The sequence below is a fragment of the Nocardia jiangsuensis genome (assembly GCF_042650385.1).
GTDB lineage: Bacteria > Actinomycetota > Actinomycetes > Mycobacteriales > Mycobacteriaceae > Nocardia > Nocardia jiangsuensis.
In genome coordinates, this window is record NZ_JBHSAX010000017.1 from 564,246 (window position 1) to 579,767 (window position 15,522).

General features: G+C 72.3%; 14 protein-coding genes. 9 read left to right on the top strand and 5 right to left on the bottom strand.

All coding sequences use genetic code 11. The features are described 5' to 3' along the window. Positions 1–9: 9 nt before the first annotated feature. Together ACFO0B_RS21665 and ACFO0B_RS21670 are read right to left on the bottom strand one after the other, a co-directional pair. Positions 10–1,224, bottom strand: a complete 1,215-nt coding sequence (locus tag ACFO0B_RS21665; protein WP_378614352.1) for a DUF7373 family lipoprotein — start codon at positions 1,222–1,224, stop codon at positions 10–12. Positions 1,225–1,366: 142 nt separating this feature from the next. Then, positions 1,367–2,560, bottom strand: a complete 1,194-nt coding sequence (locus ACFO0B_RS21670; protein WP_378614354.1) for a DUF7373 family lipoprotein — start codon at positions 2,558–2,560, stop codon at positions 1,367–1,369. 208 nt (positions 2,561–2,768) lie between these two features. Here ACFO0B_RS21670 and ACFO0B_RS21675 point away from each other — a divergent pair, with 208 nt between their 5' ends. Further along, positions 2,769–4,115, top strand: coding sequence for an FHA domain-containing protein (locus tag ACFO0B_RS21675; RefSeq protein ID WP_378614355.1), 1,347 nt, complete (start codon positions 2,769–2,771; stop codon positions 4,113–4,115). A gap of 27 nt (positions 4,116–4,142) precedes the next feature. Here ACFO0B_RS21675 and ACFO0B_RS21680 read toward each other — a convergent pair whose 3' ends face one another. Further along, complete coding sequence (locus ACFO0B_RS21680) at positions 4,143–5,579, bottom strand: metallopeptidase (protein ID WP_378614356.1); 1,437 nt, start codon at positions 5,577–5,579, stop codon at positions 4,143–4,145. Between the two features lie 116 nt (positions 5,580–5,695). Here ACFO0B_RS21680 and ACFO0B_RS21685 point away from each other — a divergent pair, with 116 nt between their 5' ends. From ACFO0B_RS21685 to glmM, 5 genes are all read left to right on the top strand, one after another. Then, positions 5,696–8,254 (top strand): FHA domain-containing protein, encoded by a 2,559-nt coding sequence (locus ACFO0B_RS21685; protein ID WP_378614357.1) that lies wholly within the window; start codon positions 5,696–5,698, stop codon positions 8,252–8,254. Positions 8,255–8,291: 37 nt separating this feature from the next. Next, positions 8,292–9,734, top strand: a complete 1,443-nt coding sequence (locus tag ACFO0B_RS21690; RefSeq protein WP_378614358.1) for a hypothetical protein — start codon at positions 8,292–8,294, stop codon at positions 9,732–9,734. Positions 9,735–9,893: 159 nt separating this feature from the next. Beyond that, on the top strand, positions 9,894–10,337 hold the full coding sequence (gene rplM / locus ACFO0B_RS21695) for a 50S ribosomal protein L13 (RefSeq protein WP_378614579.1): 444 nt from the start codon (positions 9,894–9,896) through the stop codon (positions 10,335–10,337). Next, on the top strand, positions 10,334–10,870 hold the full coding sequence (gene rpsI / locus ACFO0B_RS21700) for a 30S ribosomal protein S9 (protein WP_378614359.1): 537 nt from the start codon (positions 10,334–10,336) through the stop codon (positions 10,868–10,870). The genes rplM and rpsI overlap by 4 nt, the downstream gene beginning before the upstream one ends. Before the next feature lie 86 nt (positions 10,871–10,956). Then, positions 10,957–12,327, top strand: a complete 1,371-nt coding sequence (gene glmM, locus ACFO0B_RS21705) for a phosphoglucosamine mutase (RefSeq protein WP_378614360.1) — start codon at positions 10,957–10,959, stop codon at positions 12,325–12,327. On the opposite strand, the gene ACFO0B_RS21710 is transcribed toward glmM, so the two are convergent. Continuing rightward, entirely contained in the window at positions 12,324–12,761 is a 438-nt protein-coding gene (locus ACFO0B_RS21710) for a hypothetical protein (protein ID WP_378614362.1), read from the bottom strand. The genes glmM and ACFO0B_RS21710 overlap by 4 nt on opposite strands. A 3-nt stretch (positions 12,762–12,764) precedes the next feature. Continuing rightward, a complete protein-coding gene (locus ACFO0B_RS21715) occupies positions 12,765–14,399 on the bottom strand; it encodes an ABC-F family ATP-binding cassette domain-containing protein (protein WP_378614363.1) in 1,635 nt (544 codons plus the stop codon). A gap of 135 nt (positions 14,400–14,534) precedes the next feature. Between ACFO0B_RS21715 and ACFO0B_RS21720 the strand changes: the two genes are divergently transcribed. The 3 genes from ACFO0B_RS21720 (at position 14,535) to ACFO0B_RS21730 (ending at position 15,522) form a co-directional block, all read left to right on the top strand. Continuing rightward, entirely contained in the window at positions 14,535–14,729 is a 195-nt protein-coding gene (locus tag ACFO0B_RS21720; protein WP_378614365.1) for a PspC domain-containing protein, read from the top strand. A 70-nt stretch (positions 14,730–14,799) separates the two neighbouring features. Next, positions 14,800–15,105, top strand: a complete 306-nt coding sequence (locus ACFO0B_RS21725; protein WP_378614366.1) for a DUF6802 family protein — start codon at positions 14,800–14,802, stop codon at positions 15,103–15,105. 120 nt (positions 15,106–15,225) lie between these two features. Then, positions 15,226–15,522, top strand: coding sequence for a hypothetical protein (locus tag ACFO0B_RS21730; RefSeq protein WP_378614367.1), 297 nt, complete (start codon positions 15,226–15,228; stop codon positions 15,520–15,522).

Below are 15,522 nucleotides of genomic sequence, written 5' to 3' on the forward strand. Positions count from 1 at the left end.
CTCGATCTCTCAGTTCGTCTTCGCGAGGATCGCGTACTGCGCCGCGATCCGTTGCTGGGCGTCGAGCAACTGCCGCGCGGTCACCTCCGCGGTGTACCTGCCGAAGGTCACCCCGCAGTAGACCCCGACGGCAGACGCCGCACCGATGTACTCCAGACACTGCGCGAAGGGCAGGTTCGCCGGCGGCGCTGCCCTGCGGAAGAACCGGCTGGGTTCGGCGCGCTCGGTCAGCAGCTGTTCGGCAGCCGCGGCATCCCGGGTGCGATACAGGAAATTGCCGACCCAGGCGACGGCGTCGACGCCCGCGCGTTCGAACGATTCGGCATCGAGGCCCGGGTCCATCCCGATCTGCAGCCCGCCGTGCCGGTCGAAGACACCGGGAATGCCGAACTGGTTCTGGTCGATGGCGAGCGTGTTCAGTGTTCGTCCGAGCATGCCCGTCGGATCGACGTCGAGCTCCATCAGCTTGTCGACGGGGGTGGGGACGTAGCTCTCCAGCGCGGGTTTCATCTTCTCGATGCTGCGCGCCACCCTGGCACGGAGCTTGTCGGCATCGTTGGCCTGCAACTCGCGCATCACGTTGTCGTCGATGTGCGTGAAGAGCAGGAACTTGCCGACGGCGTAGAAGGAGTGGATCGAGCCGGGCCGGGAGCGATCGGTGTGCGCTCGCGCCTCCGGGAAGCCCGCGATCGGCTGGATCTCCGTTTCCGGGCCGAGCGCCGAGCGCTCGACCTCGGTGAAGGCGTCGGCAGCGCTCGCGGCATCCTGCTCACTTTCGAACAGCAGCGCCAGATTGTCGAGTTCGTACGACAGCTCCGGCTTGACCTCCGACCGGCCCGCGGTCACGAAGCCGGTGACGAAGCCCCGGATGAGCGGATCGAGCGCCGACGCCGGGGCGTAGAGCCGCATGCCGATGGCGGTACCGCCCATGGAGGTGAACATTCGCACCGGCGCGTTCATCGCCGAGTGCGTGACCTCGGGATCGATCTCCATCGGCAGCGGGAGGTGATCGCCGAGCCTCATGGCCTCCACGATGCGGGCCATGTCCAGGCTGGTCGGCTTCGTGTAGGTCTTCGGCTCGGTCGGCAGATTCCCGACGTCGAGCGCGGCGAGATCGACCTCAGGCCGGGCAGGCGCCGCCGAGTCACCCGTTCCGCACCCTGCCGTCACCGCGACGACCGCGGCCAGGAGGGCCGCGCACAGCCCTCGGCGTCTGTTCACCATCAGTCCCCTCCATCGCGGGCGCGGGGCTCCGGGACAACCCTCCGCGACCGGCGCGTGTGCCCGCGAGTCCTCCACTCGCGGGGCGAATACCCGAGAGAACATAGCACCCGGCTCGGACCGGGGGCCGGGTGTGAAGCGGGGGCTAGAGGCTGTTGGCGAGCAAGGCGTACTGCGCGGCGACCTTCTGCCTGACGTCGGGTTCCAGGTCGCTGCTGACCACGGCGACGTAGCGCTTGTAGGTGACGAAGCAGCTGAAGGCGTACTCGGTTTCCCTGTCGCCCGCGGCATTGAGCCGGAGGCACTTCGCGCCGGGGACGTCGTTCGGGGCGCCGATCGGGTCGTACTCGGCGCCCGCGCTGTCGATCAGGCCGGTCATGAAGGTGCGGGCGGCGTCGGTGTCGCGGAGGCGGTGCAGCAGGGTGTTGTCGACGACGGCGCTGCTGTCCAGCCCGGTCTCCTGGATCAGCTGCTGCCTGGCGGCCTGGTCGTCGGCGGCCTGCAGCATGCGGCCGGGGCCGTAGACGGCGAAGCGCTGCGGGTCGGGGGTGCGGTCGGCGCGGCTCTCCACCACGACCCGGGCGAGCATCCCCTCCGGGTCGACCGGCAGGTCGTCGAACTCGGCGGTGGGGGTGGGCCGGAAGCTGTCCAGCACCGGGACCTCGGCGGTCAGCGCCTTGTCCACCCAGCTCACCAGGTCGGCGCTGTCGGCCTTCGGCCGCTGCACGTAGAGCGAGATCACGAACTCACCGTGCGCGAGGAAGGCGCCGACGCTCGGGACGCCGGGGCGCCAGTGCAGGTAGGCGTCGGAGAACTTGGTGGAGGAGAGCTTCTGGTTCTCCGGCGCGACGTTGATGTCCGCGTCCTCCAGTTCCTTGGCGGCCGCGGCCGCGGCGCCCTGGTCGGGGAAGCGGAGCACGACGGTGGTGACCGCGGTGGCGTCGCTGACCGGGAGGGTCTCGCCCTTGGGGTCGGCGCGGTCGGCGCCGGCGGCGACGTAGCCGGTCAGGAACTTGCGGTTCTCCAGCACCGGGCGCGAGACGTCGGCGAGCAGCCCGATGGTGTCGTCGACGGTGGTCAGCACCGAGCTGGTGCGGCCGTGCGAGAGCGAGGGGTCGATATCGATCGACGGGACGACGGCGTCGGCCATCCGGATGCCCTCCAGCACGGCGCCGTGGCCGGCCGGGCTCACGTCGTAGCTGTGCCGGTCCACCTCGTACTTGCCGACCTCGAGCTTGCGCACGTCCGGCTCTCCGGCGACCGGAGCGCCGGGGATGCTGCAACCGGCGAGCAACCCCGCGACGGTCATCGTGGAAAGGCAGAGCGCGATGCGCGACATCCGAACCATCACAGGCCCCTCGATCCTCGGCGATGTGGATATGAAGTTACCGGAACCGGACGCCCCGTGGCGGGGCGAAGCAGCGGCGGGCAGCGGGACGCCGTAACCCGCGGTGCCATAGGCTTGATCGCGTGCCGACGACTCAGCGTTCACGCCGCAGCGGCGGCCTGTGCTGTGAATGTGGCCACCGCCGCCGGGGCCGGTCCCGGTGAGGGATCGCCAGGTCGAGGTCGTCGCCGGGCAGCACGCCGTCGCCAGGGTCGCGGGGGCGGTCGTCGTGGTCCGGCATCGCGGCCCGACCCGGCCGGTGCCGGATTCGCCGACCGCGGCCGCGGTGGAGTCGCTGGCCGAATTGGTCAGGGCGGCCTTCGAGCGGGAGGGCGGGGCCGGCGCGACGATCGCCCGCGAGGCCACCCGCTGGCTCATGAAGCACGCCGAGCAGATCAGCCCGGGGCAGCCGGTCGACTTCGGGATCCTCTCGGTGGGCGAGAACGGCGGGGTCGCGGTGTTCCTGCACGGCGCGGTCACCGCGGTGCTCGCCGGCGCGAACGGCACCGAGCAGCTGCGCGGCAGCGATGCCGCGTTCACGGTGGACCGGGTGGCGCCGGTGCCCGCTCGCGCGGTCGCGCTCTTCGTCGACGACCGGGACGGCCGGATCCCCGAGCTGCCCGCGGAGCGCGGCATCGGCTGGCTGGTCGAGGGGATCGCGCAGGGCGGCGGAGCGATCCTGTGGTCGGACGCCGCGCGCGCCGGGAGCCTCCCGCTGCCGGAGCCGAGCGGCGCGCACCGCAGGGCGGAGCCGCCGCCCATCCCGACCGCGCGGATCGAACGCGCCCCGCGCCGGGGGCAGACCGAGCCGCCGCGCCCCGCCGAGCGGGACGAGACCGAGGCCGCCGCCACCGCGCTGCTCGACCAGGTCGAGGCCACCGATGCGCTGCCTGCGACCGCCCGCCCCGCCGCCACCCTGCCGCCGGACCCGCACCGCGCGCCCACCCAGCACGGCACCGACCCGGCGCCGCCCCCGGACCCCGACCTGCAGCGCCGGTTGGAGGCGACCGCGCGGGCCGCCCCGCTCAATGCCAAGGTCATGGGGTTCAAGTGCGCGCGGGCGCACCCCACCGACCCGCGCTCGGCCTTCTGCACCGTCTGCGGCATGCCGGTGGACCAGACCCAGCCGCTGATCGAGGTGATCCGCCCGCCGCTCGGCCTCCTGCTGCTCGACGACGGCCTGACCTACCTGCTCGCCGCCGACGCGGTGATCGGCCGCGATCCGGACCACTCGGAGTCGGTGAGCCGCGGGATGGTGCCGCTCCAGGTGGAGGACACCTCGGGCGGCATGTCCCGCGCACACGCCGAGATCCGCCTGCTCAACTGGGACGTCGCCGTCCTCGACCTGGGCTCCACCAACGGAACCCGCACCCGCATGCCCGGCTACCGCGACTGGCTCCGCCTGGCCCCCCACCAGCCCATGCTGCTGGTCCCGGGCGCCGAGGTCATGATCGGCAACCGAGTGCTCCGCTTCGAACCCGCCGCGCCACCCCCCTTCGGCGGCTGAGTCTCCCGGGCCCCCGGGCCGAACGATTCAGCTGTATCTGGCCAGGCAGGTGCTCTCGCCGCCGAGTACTCCGGCTCGGAAGGCGTCGACCCGGGCGAACCCGCTCGGCACCGTCTTGCCCTCGACATCGCTGGCGGCGAGACCGTCGGTGAGCAGGCCGGAGACGGCCTCGTCCAGGTCGCCTGCGGCGAGCCGGATATCGCCCTGGTCGGCAGGGCGCCCGGATTCCGCGAGCTTGCCGGTGACCACGCCGGAGAGGCAGGCCGCGCGCAGCCCGGTCTTGGCGCCGACCAGGTCCTGGTCGTTGCTGTGCTGCACCGCGAGCGCGTAGCGGGAGATGAAGACGACGTAGCCGTTGTAGTCGCCGGTCACCTTGAGTGGAAGCGGGTCGTCCAGGTCGCCGACGGCGCCGCGCTCGGAGAGCTTGGGGATGTCGGTGGCGATCAGGTTGCTGGTCGGGCAGTAGGAGACCGGCTCGGTGGTGGCCCCGTCGCTGCACTCGATCTGCGCGCCGCCGTAGTTGTAGCGCGGCCGGTCGTCGAGCGGGAGGATCGCGGCCAGCGCCTTGCTCAGCTCGATCAGCGATTCCTTGGTGATGTCGAATTCACCGGTCTGGCCCTGGAAGCTGGTCGGCAGGTCGCCGCGGCGCTGGTTGATCTCCTCCTCGTCGATGCCGCGGCAGGCGCGCGGGCCGTCGGTGAAGCCGATCTGCACCGCGGTCACCCGCTCGAAGGCGGAGCCGTGCACGCTCTCCGGATCGTCGGGGTCGGAGTCGCGGATGGCGACGGTGGCGGCGAGCACCGAGTTCAGCCCGTCGGAGGTGTTGATGGTGAAGTGCTTCGACTTGCCCTCGGCCACGTGCCGCATGAAGGCGCCGGCGAAGCAGTCGGCCTGCTGCTCCTTGACGATCACCGGATCCCGGCCGGTGACGATCTTGGCCATGTTCTGGATGGCGTGGCCGTACTCGTGCGCCAGCACCATGACCACCGACATCTGCCCGAAGGTCTCGGACATGGTCGGCAGCAGCACCTCCCGATCCCAGCCGATGGAGTTGTCCAGCCGGCAGTAGGCGGCGTTCACCAGGCGGTAGGTGGTGTCCTCGCAGAACTCCGGCGCCGAATTGCGCGGCGCCTTCGCGCTCCAGGAGAGCAGCTTCTCGACCGGCTGGAACTCGCCGTCGAACTCGGTGCGGTAGACCTGCCGCCAGTAGGACTGGATGTCGTCGACGGCGTTCAGCGCGAGCCGGTCGATCTCGCCGCCGTCGCTGCCGGTGGCGGTGAGGTCGGTGGCGGGGGCGCCGGGGCGGGGCCCGCTCGGCCCGCTGGTGGTCGGCAGCCCGGCGACCTTGAACGGGTCGTCATAGATGGAGACGGCCCGGCCGTCGACCATGCGGGTGCATCCGGCGAGCAGCAGCACGAAACACAGGGCGGCCACGGCGGCGGTGGTCGCTCGACGATTCGGCAAGGCAGGATCCCCCCTCGGTCGGCCGTTCTGAGTTCCCCGCGGTCGGTCACCGGATCGGGACAAAAGGCGCGTCGGGGGCCCTTCCGCTGTCCGGGTGATGGCATAGTATCCGCTGCATGTCTTCACCGGGGGCGCAGTCCATCACCGTGCGCCATGAGGGAACCGAACGCGTTTTCGAACCGAGCCACAAGGTCACCCTTGGCCGGGCGCCGGAAGTCACGCTGTTCGTGGACAGCCCGCTGGTCTCCCGGGTACACGCGACGCTGACCTGGCAGGGCGGTTCCTGGGTGCTCGCCGACAACGGCAGCACCAACGGTGTTTTCGTGGACGCGCGGCGGTTGAGCAGGCCGGTCCCGATCGACCGGGCCACCCAGGTCCGGCTCGGCGACGCGATCAGCGGGCCGCTGCTGCACCTCATCCCGGCCGGTGCGCCCAGGCAGACCGGTGCCACCCCGGTGGCGCGGCCGCAGTCCGGGCCGCAGTGGCCGCAGCAACCGCAGCAGCGCCCGCCGTTCCCGCAGCAGCAGCCCCCGCAGCAGCGGCCGCAGTCGGGCCCGTTCCAGCAGCAGCCGCCGCAGTCGGGGGCCTTCCAGCAGCCGCCGCAATCGGGGCCGTTCCAGCAGCCGTCGGCGGCCCAGCCGCAGATCAACGTGAATATGACGACGCGGGCGGATTCCTCCTCGCTGCCGCCGGTCCGGGCCCGGCCGTCCACCGCGCCGATCGCGCGCGCGGACCGGCTTCCCCCCGGCGGGCTGACCATCGGCCGCACCTCGGACAACCAGATCGTGGTCAACGACCCGCTGGCCTCGCGCAGGCACGCGCGGCTGATCTCCGCCTCCGAGGGGCTGACCATCGAGGACCTCGGCTCCTCGAACGGCACCTTCGTCAACGGCGGCAGGCAGCAGCGCGCGGTGCTGCGCGAGCGCGACGTCGTCACCATCGGCAACATCGACTTCGAGGTCCAGCAGGGCGCGCTGGTGCACCGGCAGAAGCCGGTGGCCGAGCAGGGGCTGCACGTGCACGGCGTCGGCTTCACGGTGGAGAACAACAAGCAGCTGCTCGTCGATGTGAACCTGCAGGCGGGCAGCGGCACGCTGACCGCGCTGATCGGGCCGTCCGGTGCGGGCAAGTCCACGCTCTCCAAGCTGATCGCGGGCAGTACCAGGCCCTCCGGCGGCGTTGTCACCTTCGAGGGCCGCAACCTGCACGCGGAGTACGAGGCGCTGCGCTCCCGGATCGGCATGGTGCCGCAGGACGACGTGCTGCACCGGCAGCTCACCGTGCGGCAGGCGCTCGGCTACGCCGCCGAGCTCCGGCTGCCGTCCGACACCACCAAGGCCGACCGGCAGCAGGTGATCGACGGCGTGCTCGGCGCGCTCTGGCTGACCGAGCACGCCGACACCAGGGTCGACCGGCTCTCCGGCGGCCAGCGCAAGCGCGCCTCGGTGGCGCTGGAGCTGCTCACCGGCCCCTCGCTGCTGATCCTGGACGAGCCGACCTCCGGGCTCGACCCGGCGCTCGACCGCCAGGTCATGACCATGCTGCGCGAACTCGCCGACGCGGGCCGCGTGGTGATCGTCGTCACCCACTCGGTGGCCTGCCTCGACATGTGCGACCAGGTGCTGCTGCTCGCGCCGGGCGGCAAGACCGCCTTCTGCGGGCACCCGGCCGGGGTCGGGGCCGCGCTCGGCACCAGCGACTGGGCCGAGATCTTCGGCAAGGTCGCCGCCGATCCGGACCAGGCCTTCGCCGCCTACCGCTCGCGGCAGGCGTTCGTGCCGCCACCGCCACCGCCGCCGCCCTACGGCTCGGCGGGCAGCCCGCCCAAGTCGAGCAGCGTCAAGCAGTTCTCCACCGTGGCGCGGCGGCAGCTCCGGCTGATCTTCGCCGACCGCGGCTACCTGACCTTCCTGGTGGTGCTCCCGTTCATCCTCGGCGGGCTCTCCCTGGTCGTGCCCGGCAAGAACGGCTTCACCAGGGGCGGGCTCACCCAGGCGCCGGACGGCTCGCTGATCCCGTCCGGCGGTGCCGAGGCGCAGCAGCTGCTGGTGGTGCTGATCCTCGGCGCCTGCTTCATGGGGTCGACGCTCACCATTCGCGACCTGGTCGGCGAACGCACCATCTTCCAGCGCGAGCGTGCGGTCGGGCTGCTGCCCGGCTCGTACCTGTGGGCCAAGATCGCGGTCTTCAGCATCACCGCCTTCCTGCAGTCGGCGGTGCTGGTCGGCATCACGCTGGCGGGCAAGAAGGCGCCGGGCGAGGGGGCGGTGCTCGCCTCGGGCAGCGCCGAGCTGTACATCGACATCGCGGTGACCGCGGTCTGCTGCGTGGTGTTCGGGCTGCTGATGTCGAGCTTCGCCAAGTCCAGCGAGCAGGTCATGCCGATGCTGGTGGTCGCGGTCATGGCCCAGCTGGTGATGGCGGGCGGGCTCATCCCGGTGACCGACCGGGTGGTGCTGGAGCAGGTCTCCTGGCTCTTCCCGTCCCGCTGGGGGTACGCGGCGGGCGCGTCGACGGTCGACATCCGCTCGATCTTCCTCAGCGCCCAGCCGGACGGGCTGTGGAACCACGAACCCGGCATCTGGGCGCTGAACATCGGCATGGTGCTGCTGCTCACGCTGGTGCTCGCGCTGGTCACCCAGCGCAGGCTGCGGTTGAAGAAGTCGTCGGCATGACGGCGCCGAGCGGGGCTTGCGGGCACCAGGCACACTTATGCCTGTGACGGTGCGAGTTGGGGCGGTACATCTCGGCTGGGATGTGGTGTCCGTCGCCGCTGGCGGCGGGGAGACACCGATCCGCCCGGTGAAAGTGGAGGGTACGTACTCGACGCCCGCCTACCTGCTGGCGGACTCGTCGGGCAGGCTGCACACCGCGGGCGTCGACCGGCTGCGCCCGGATCTGGGCATGGCCATCGCCGACGTACGCGACATCCTCGGCCACCCGCAGATCGTGGTGGCCGGCGCCACCTGGCCGGCCGAGATGGTGTTCCGGGCGCGGCTCTACAACCCGCTCGCCTCGATCGGCAGCTACCTGCGCGGCAAACCGGACGTGGTCGCCATGCCGTACCCGGACGACTGGCCGGAGGAGAAGGTCGAGCTCTACGCCGAACTGGTCGAGCAGCTCGACGTCGAGGTGGAGCCGCTGCCGGAGAGCGTCGCGCTCTCCGGCTACGTGCGCGCGCTGAACCTGGTGAGCCCGCCGGACGAGCGGGACCCGAACGGGATCGGCGCCACCGGCGTCTACTGCGACGGCCGGACCGTGCTCGTCGTCGCGGTGCACGGTGACGACGAGCAGCCGACCGAATCGGTGGACGTGCACTTCGACCCGGCCGCGCTGCGCGAGGCGCGCGCCGCCGACGACGTGGTGATCGAGGTGATGGCCGCGGCCCGCTCGATCGGCGCGGACACCTCGACCATCCTGCTCGCGGGCAATGTCTACGACAACGAGCCGCTGCGCTTCGCCTTCCGCAACCACCTCGGGCAGCGCTTCCGGGTCGCCGACCACCCGATCCACGCGCTCGTCCTCGGCGCCGCGCACCTGCTGGTCGCCGAGGGCGACGCGGGCGAGCCGGAGCAGGGCGGCAGGCACGCCGAACGGTCCGCCGGCGAGCAGGGCGCCGGGGTGGAGCAGCCGGAGGCCGCGGCCTGGAGCAGCTCGGTGCAGCGGGACGAGCCCGAGCCGCCTGCCGGCTCCGGCAAGGGCGGGCTGTGGAACCGGATGCGGGACAACTTCTTCGGTGCCCCCGCCGTCGCGGGGGCGATGGCGCTCGCGGTGGTGGCGCTGCCCGGCGACGGGCAGGTCACCGCGGCCGAGCCGGTTCCAGCGCTCGCGGCCCCGGCCGCGGCGGGTGAACCGGCGCTGCCAGGGGCCGGGTTCGCGGGGTCGGGCACCGGCGGCTCGGCCGCCGTGCGGGCACCGGGAGCCCCGGTGCTGCCCGCCGGGTTCGGGGAGCCGGTCTCCTGCGCCGTGACCCCGCGGATCGCCGACGGGCACCGCGAGGGCATCGCCTCGGCCCGCGCCGAGCTGTGGTTCCGGACCGGCCGCGACACCGCGGCCGGGGAGCCGGACTGCGCCGTGCCCGGCGTGGACACCCTGCGCTACCTCATCCCCGGCCCGCCCGGGGCCCGCGACCCGGGCCCGCCGATCGCCATCTGAGCCGATTCGGTCGCCGAACCGGCGGCTGGTATCGTGGCCGATTGGCGTGTGGACATCCGGGTTCTCCCGGATGCGCTCGAGGCCCGGGTCTCCACCGGCCGCCGGAAACCCTCGACCACGCGCTGGGCCGGCAACACCGACGACAGACAGGGATGCACTGTGCCTACGTACAGCCCGAAGGCGGGTGACGTTACCCGCACGTGGTACGTCATCGACGCCACGGACGTAGTGCTCGGACGCCTTGCCGTGCAGGCAGCGACGCTGCTTCGGGGCAAGAACAAGCCGACCTACGCGCCGAACGTCGATGGTGGCGACTTCGTCATCATCATCAATGCCGACAAGATCTCGCTCAGCGGGAACAAGCGGCAGGACAAGCTGATCCACCACCACTCCGGCCACCCGGGCGGCCTCAAGTCGCGCTCTGTCGGTCAGGTCATGGAGACCCGCCCCGACCGGGTCGTGGAGAAGGCGATCAAGGGGATGATCCCCAAGAACAAGCTGGGCAACGCGATCGCGGGCAAGCTCAAGGTGTACGCGGGCCCGACCCATCCGCACGCCGCGCAGCAGCCCGTCCCGTTCGAGATCAAGCAGGTGGCCCAGTGACCGCTCCCGAAAACGACGCGCTGAACCCCGACGAGGTCGAGGTCGAGCTCACCGAGTACACCTCGGAGGATCCGAACGCCGAGGTCGTGACCGAGGACTACGGCTACGAGGCCGAGTCCGACGAGGACTACGCCCCGGTGCTGATCGACCGCCCGGTGCAGACCGTCGGCCGCCGCAAGGAGGCCGTCGTCCGCGTCCGCCTGGTGCCCGGCTCCGGCAACTTCGTGCTGAACGGCCGCACCATCGAGGACTACTTCCCGAACAAGGTGCACCAGCAGCTGGTGAAGTCCCCGCTGGTCACCGTCGAGCGCACCGAGTCGTTCGACATCTTCGCCCGGCTCGTCGGCGGCGGCCCCTCCGGCCAGGCGGGCGCGCTGCGCCTCGCCATCGCCAGGGCCCTGATCGAGGTCACCCCGGACGACCGCCCCGCGCTCAAGCGGGCCGGCTTCCTTACCCGTGACCCGCGCGCCACCGAGCGCAAGAAGTACGGCCTGAAGAAGGCCCGCAAGGCGCCTCAGTACTCGAAGCGCTGATCTACTCGATCGTCCGAGAGCAGGCCACCGGCGCCGCCGGTGGCCTGCTCTCGTGGTGTACGCGGAACTTTCTCGAGGACGTATAAATGGGACGTTTGTTCGGCACCGACGGCATTCGCGGGCTCGCCAACGGCTCGCTCGGCCCGGAACTCGCACTCCGGGTGGCCGGGGCGGCCGCCGAGGTGCTCGGCAGGGGCAAGGCCCGCCCGCTCGCGGTGATCGGCCGCGACCCGAGGGCGAGCGGCGAGATGCTGGAGGCGGCGGTCACCGCCGGGCTCACCGCGGCCGGGGTCGACGTGCTCTCGGTCGGCGTGCTGCCGACGCCTGCCGTCGCCTACCTGACCGGGCTCTACGACGCCTGCCTCGGCGTGATGATCTCGGCCTCGCACAACCCCATGCCGGACAACGGCATCAAGATCTTCGCGGCGGGCGGGCACAAGCTCGACGACGCGATCGAGGACCGGATCGAGGCCCTGATCAGGGCGGACACTCCGCAGCGGCCGACCGGCGCCGGCCTCGGCCGGGTGCGCAGCGCCTCCGCAGCCGCCGGGCCGGACGTGCCGGCGAAGTACTCGCTGGCCGGGACGCACGAGCGCTACGTCGAGCACCTGGTCGCCACCACCGGCGAGGACCTCGCCGGGCTCACCGTCGTGGTGGACTGCGCCAACGGCGCCGCCTCCGAGGTGGCCCCCGCGGTCTACCGGGCGGCGGGCGCGACCGTGATCGCGATCAACGCCGAGCCGGACGGGCTGAACATCAACGACGGCTGCGGCTCCACCCACCTCGGCCCGGTGCAGGCGGCGGTGCTGGAGTACGGCGCCGACCTCGGCCTCGCGCTCGACGGCGACGCCGACCGCTGCCTCGCGGTCGACGCCACCGGCGCCGTCGTCGACGGTGACGCCATCCTCGCGGTGCTCGCGATCGCCATGCGGGAGCGCGGCGAGCTGGCCGATGACACCCTGGTGGCGACGGTCATGAGCAACCTCGGGCTGCACATCGCCATGCGCGAGGCCGGGATCGCGCTGCGCACCACCGGCGTCGGCGACCGCTACGTGCTGGAGGAGCTGCGCCGCGGCGGGTTCAGCCTCGGCGGCGAGCAGTCCGGCCACGTCATCCTGCCCGCGCACGGCACCACCGGCGACGGCGTGCTCACCGGGCTGCACCTGATGGCGCGGATGGCCGCGACCGGGCGGAGCATGGCCGAGCTGGCGAGCGTGCTCAGCACGGTGCCGCAGGTGCTGGTGAACGTCCCGGTGAGCGACAAGTCGCTGGTGGCCGCGGCGCCCGCGGTGCGCGAGGCGGTGGCCGAGGCGGAGCGCTCGCTCGGCGACAGCGGCCGGGTGCTGCTGCGCCCCAGCGGAACCGAGGAGCTGGTCCGGGTGATGGTCGAGGCCACCGACCCGGCCAGGGCGCGTCAGCTCGCCGACGATCTGGCCCGCCTGGTCGGCTCGTTCTAGCCGAGCTGCCAGGCGCGCAGGAAGCCGGTGAAGAGCACGAGGAAGCCGCCGACCTCCGCGACGATCAGCAGCACGGTCGCGAGCTTCAGCGCGACCGGGATGTCGCCGCGGTACTGGTTGGTGGTGTCGCGGCGCCACCCGTGCAGCACATAGCTGGCGATCGCGCCGACGAAGAAGGCGAGCACCACCAGGTCGGCGGCGAGGTTCACCGCGGTCGGCCAGGCGCTCAGCTCGGTGAAGACCGCGAGCAGCAGCCCGGCGAAGGCGTAGAGCAGCGCCGCACGGTGCGCGATGTCGACGTACGGGTGCGCGGCGCCGTCCGGGGAGCTCCGCATGCCGCGGTACTTCCAGACCCCGAGCAGCAGCGCCGCCAGAAAGATCAACCCGGTGATCAGCAGCGTGACCCTGGTGTCGAGGCCGAGCGTGGCGATCAACGGTCACTCCTCCGTGAGCCTGCCGCCGGCCAGGTGCCAGCGGCGGGTGGCGCGCACCGAATCGAGCATCCGCCGATCGTGCGTGACCAGCAGCAGCGTGCCGTCGAAGGAGTCGACCGCCTGCTCCAGCTGCTCGATGGCTGGCAGGTCGAGGTGGTTGGTCGGCTCGTCCAGGACCAGCAGGTTCACCCCGCGGGCCTGGAGCAGTGCCAGTGCCGCCCGCGTCCGCTCGCCGGGGGAGAGCGTGGCACAGGGGCGCAGCACGTGCGGGCCGCGCAGCCCGAATTTGGCGAGCAGGGTCCGCACCTCGGCCTCGGGCAGCTCCGGTACCGCGGCGCCGAAGGTCTCGGCCAGGGGGGCGTCGGCCCGGAACAGCCCGCGCGCCTGGTCCACCTCGCCCACCAGCACGCCGGAGCCGGTGCTCGCGCTGCCGCTGTCCGGCTCGATCCGGCCGAGCAGCAGCCCGAGCAGCGTGGACTTGCCCGCGCCGTTCTCGCCGGTGAGCACGACCCGGTCGGCCCAGTTCAGCTGGGTGCTGATCGGGCCGAGGGTGAAGCCGCCGCGCCGCACCACCGCCGCGGAGAGCGTGCCGACCACCGAGCCGCTGCGCGGGGCAGCGGCGATCTCCATGCGCAGCTCCCACTCCTTGCGCGGCTCCTCGACCACGTCCAGCCGCTCGATCCGGCGCTGCGTCTGGCGGGCCTTGGCCGCCTGCTTCTCGGTGGACTCGGCGCGCATCTTGCGCCCGGCCTTGTCCGAGTCCTGCTTGCCCTTGCGCCGCGCGTTGCGCACCCCGTGCTCCAGCCAGTTGCGCTGCATCTGCGCGCGCGCCTCCAGCCCGGACTTCGTATCGGCGAACTCCTCGTACGCCTCGCGCGCGTGCCTGCGCGCGACGGCCCGCTCGGCCAGGTACGACTCGTAGCCGCCGTCGTAGTAGTCGACCTGCTGCTGCGCCAGATCCAGCTCCAGAATGCCGTTCACGGTGCGCGCCAGGAACTCCCGATCGTGGCTGACCACCATCATCGGCACCCGGATGCCGAGCACGAAGCGCTCCAGCCGGGCCAGGCCGTCCAGGTCGAGGTCGTTGGTCGGCTCGTCCAGCAGCAGCACGTCGTAGCGGGAGAGCAGCACCGAGGCCAGCCCGGCGCGGGCGGCCTGGCCGCCGGAGAGCGCCGTCATCGGGGTCTCGACGCCCCGCGGCAGGTTGCTGTCCAGCCCGAGTTCGGCGGAGATCTCCGCGGCGCGCTGCTCCAGGTCGGCGCCGCCGAGCGCGAGCCAGCGCTCCAGGGCGGGGGTGTAGTCGTCGGCGCCACCGTCGGCGAGCCGCTCGGCGGCGGCGTCCATCGCGCGCTGCGCCTCGGCAACCCCGGTGCGCCTGGCCAGGAAATCGAGCACGGTCTCGCCGGGCACCCGCTCCGGCTCCTGGGCGAGGTGCCCGACGGTCGCGTCCGGCGGGCTCAGCGTGATGCCGGCCGCCGGCGCGCCCGCCAGCAGCCGCAGCAGCGTCGACTTGCCCGCCCCGTTCACCCCGACCAGGCCGATCACGTCGCCGTCGGCCAGCGTGAGATCGAGATCCTCGAAGAGGGTGCGTTCGGCGTGTCCGGCCGCGAGACCGCGGGCGTGCAGGGTGGTGCTCACCCCCACGAGTCTGCCGTGTCCGGGTCCGACCCCGAGACCGGGCCGGGCGGAATGGGGGTCGATATGGGTACCGCGACCGATGCGGCGCGAACCCGGCTCGCGGAGAGTGGAAGTCGTCACGAGGAGGAGATCACCATGACCACCACACCGACCCGCCGCTTCACCCGCACCGCCGACAACCAGGTCGTCGCCGGGGTCTGCGGCGGCATCGCCCGCTACTTCGGCTGGAACCCGACCGTCGTGCGCATCGCGTTCGTGCTGTCCTGCCTGCTGCCCGGTCCGCAGTTCCTGGTGTACGCGGCGCTGTGGCTGCTGATGCCGAAGTACTGAGCATGCGCTCCGGGTCGGCGGGTGACAGGATGGAGGGCCACACCCGCCGATCGGCCTTGCAGGAGGAGCCGTGGTCAATTCGGCCGAGTTCCCCGGGATGGACCTCCCCGACGTGGATGCCGCCTCGCCGCTGCACGACCTCGGCGAGGTGGGGCTGGTGCACCCCACCCAGGACATCGACGGCGACGGCGCACTCGACTCGATCACCGAATCCGACGAGCACGGCCTCCGGGTCTGGACCGACGCCGACCGCGACGGCCTCGCCGACCACCTGACCGTGGTGGAGAAGGACGGCGACTACGCCGCCTGGGAATTCCACCACCACCCGGACGGCACCTCGGAGTGGGTGCGCACGGATCGGGGCAGGCTCGGCTGAGCCGCGATCCGGCGGAACCGCGAGCACCCCGGCCGCGTCGAAGGAGGGTAAGGCGGTTCCGGGCCGGGTGCGGGGCCGCCGCACATCCATCGGGCGAGCAGGAGCGGAGGGGGCGCAGCGATGAGCAGCGAGATCGTCGGGGTGAGCACCGGCGAACTGAAGCGTCTGGCGAACGAACTGCAGGGGTCGGCGAGTGCGGTGGGGAGCCTCGTGCAGGCCGTCTCCGACCATCCCGTCGGGCCGGGGGAGGTCGGCGCGAACTATCCGGCGGAGGGGGCGGCCGTCCGGGCCGGGCTGGCGGCGCTGGGGGAGCGGATCGCCGGCTGGTCCGGCGCGACGGCGGCCGCCGCCGAGTCGATTCTGGTCGCGGTGAACCGGCAGAGCGCGGCCGACCGCCCCGAGTCCGGCGAGCGGTGA

Excerpts from the sequence above, each read along its gene's own strand:
- ACFO0B_RS21665 (WP_378614352.1), bottom strand. The coding sequence starts at position 1,224 with ATGGTGAACAGACGCCGAGGGCTGTGCGCGGCCCTCCTGGCCGCGGTC.
- ACFO0B_RS21720 (WP_378614365.1), top strand. The coding sequence starts at position 14,535 with ATGACCACCACACCGACCCGCCGCTTCACCCGCACCGCCGACAACCAG.
- ACFO0B_RS21685 (WP_378614357.1), top strand. The coding sequence starts at position 5,696 with ATGTCTTCACCGGGGGCGCAGTCCATCACCGTGCGCCATGAGGGAACC.
- ACFO0B_RS21690 (WP_378614358.1), top strand. The coding sequence starts at position 8,292 with ATGCCTGTGACGGTGCGAGTTGGGGCGGTACATCTCGGCTGGGATGTG.
- glmM (WP_378614360.1), top strand. The coding sequence starts at position 10,957 with ATGGGACGTTTGTTCGGCACCGACGGCATTCGCGGGCTCGCCAACGGC.
- ACFO0B_RS21670 (WP_378614354.1), bottom strand. The coding sequence starts at position 2,560 with ATGTCGCGCATCGCGCTCTGCCTTTCCACGATGACCGTCGCGGGGTTG.
- ACFO0B_RS21730 (WP_378614367.1), top strand. The coding sequence starts at position 15,226 with ATGAGCAGCGAGATCGTCGGGGTGAGCACCGGCGAACTGAAGCGTCTG.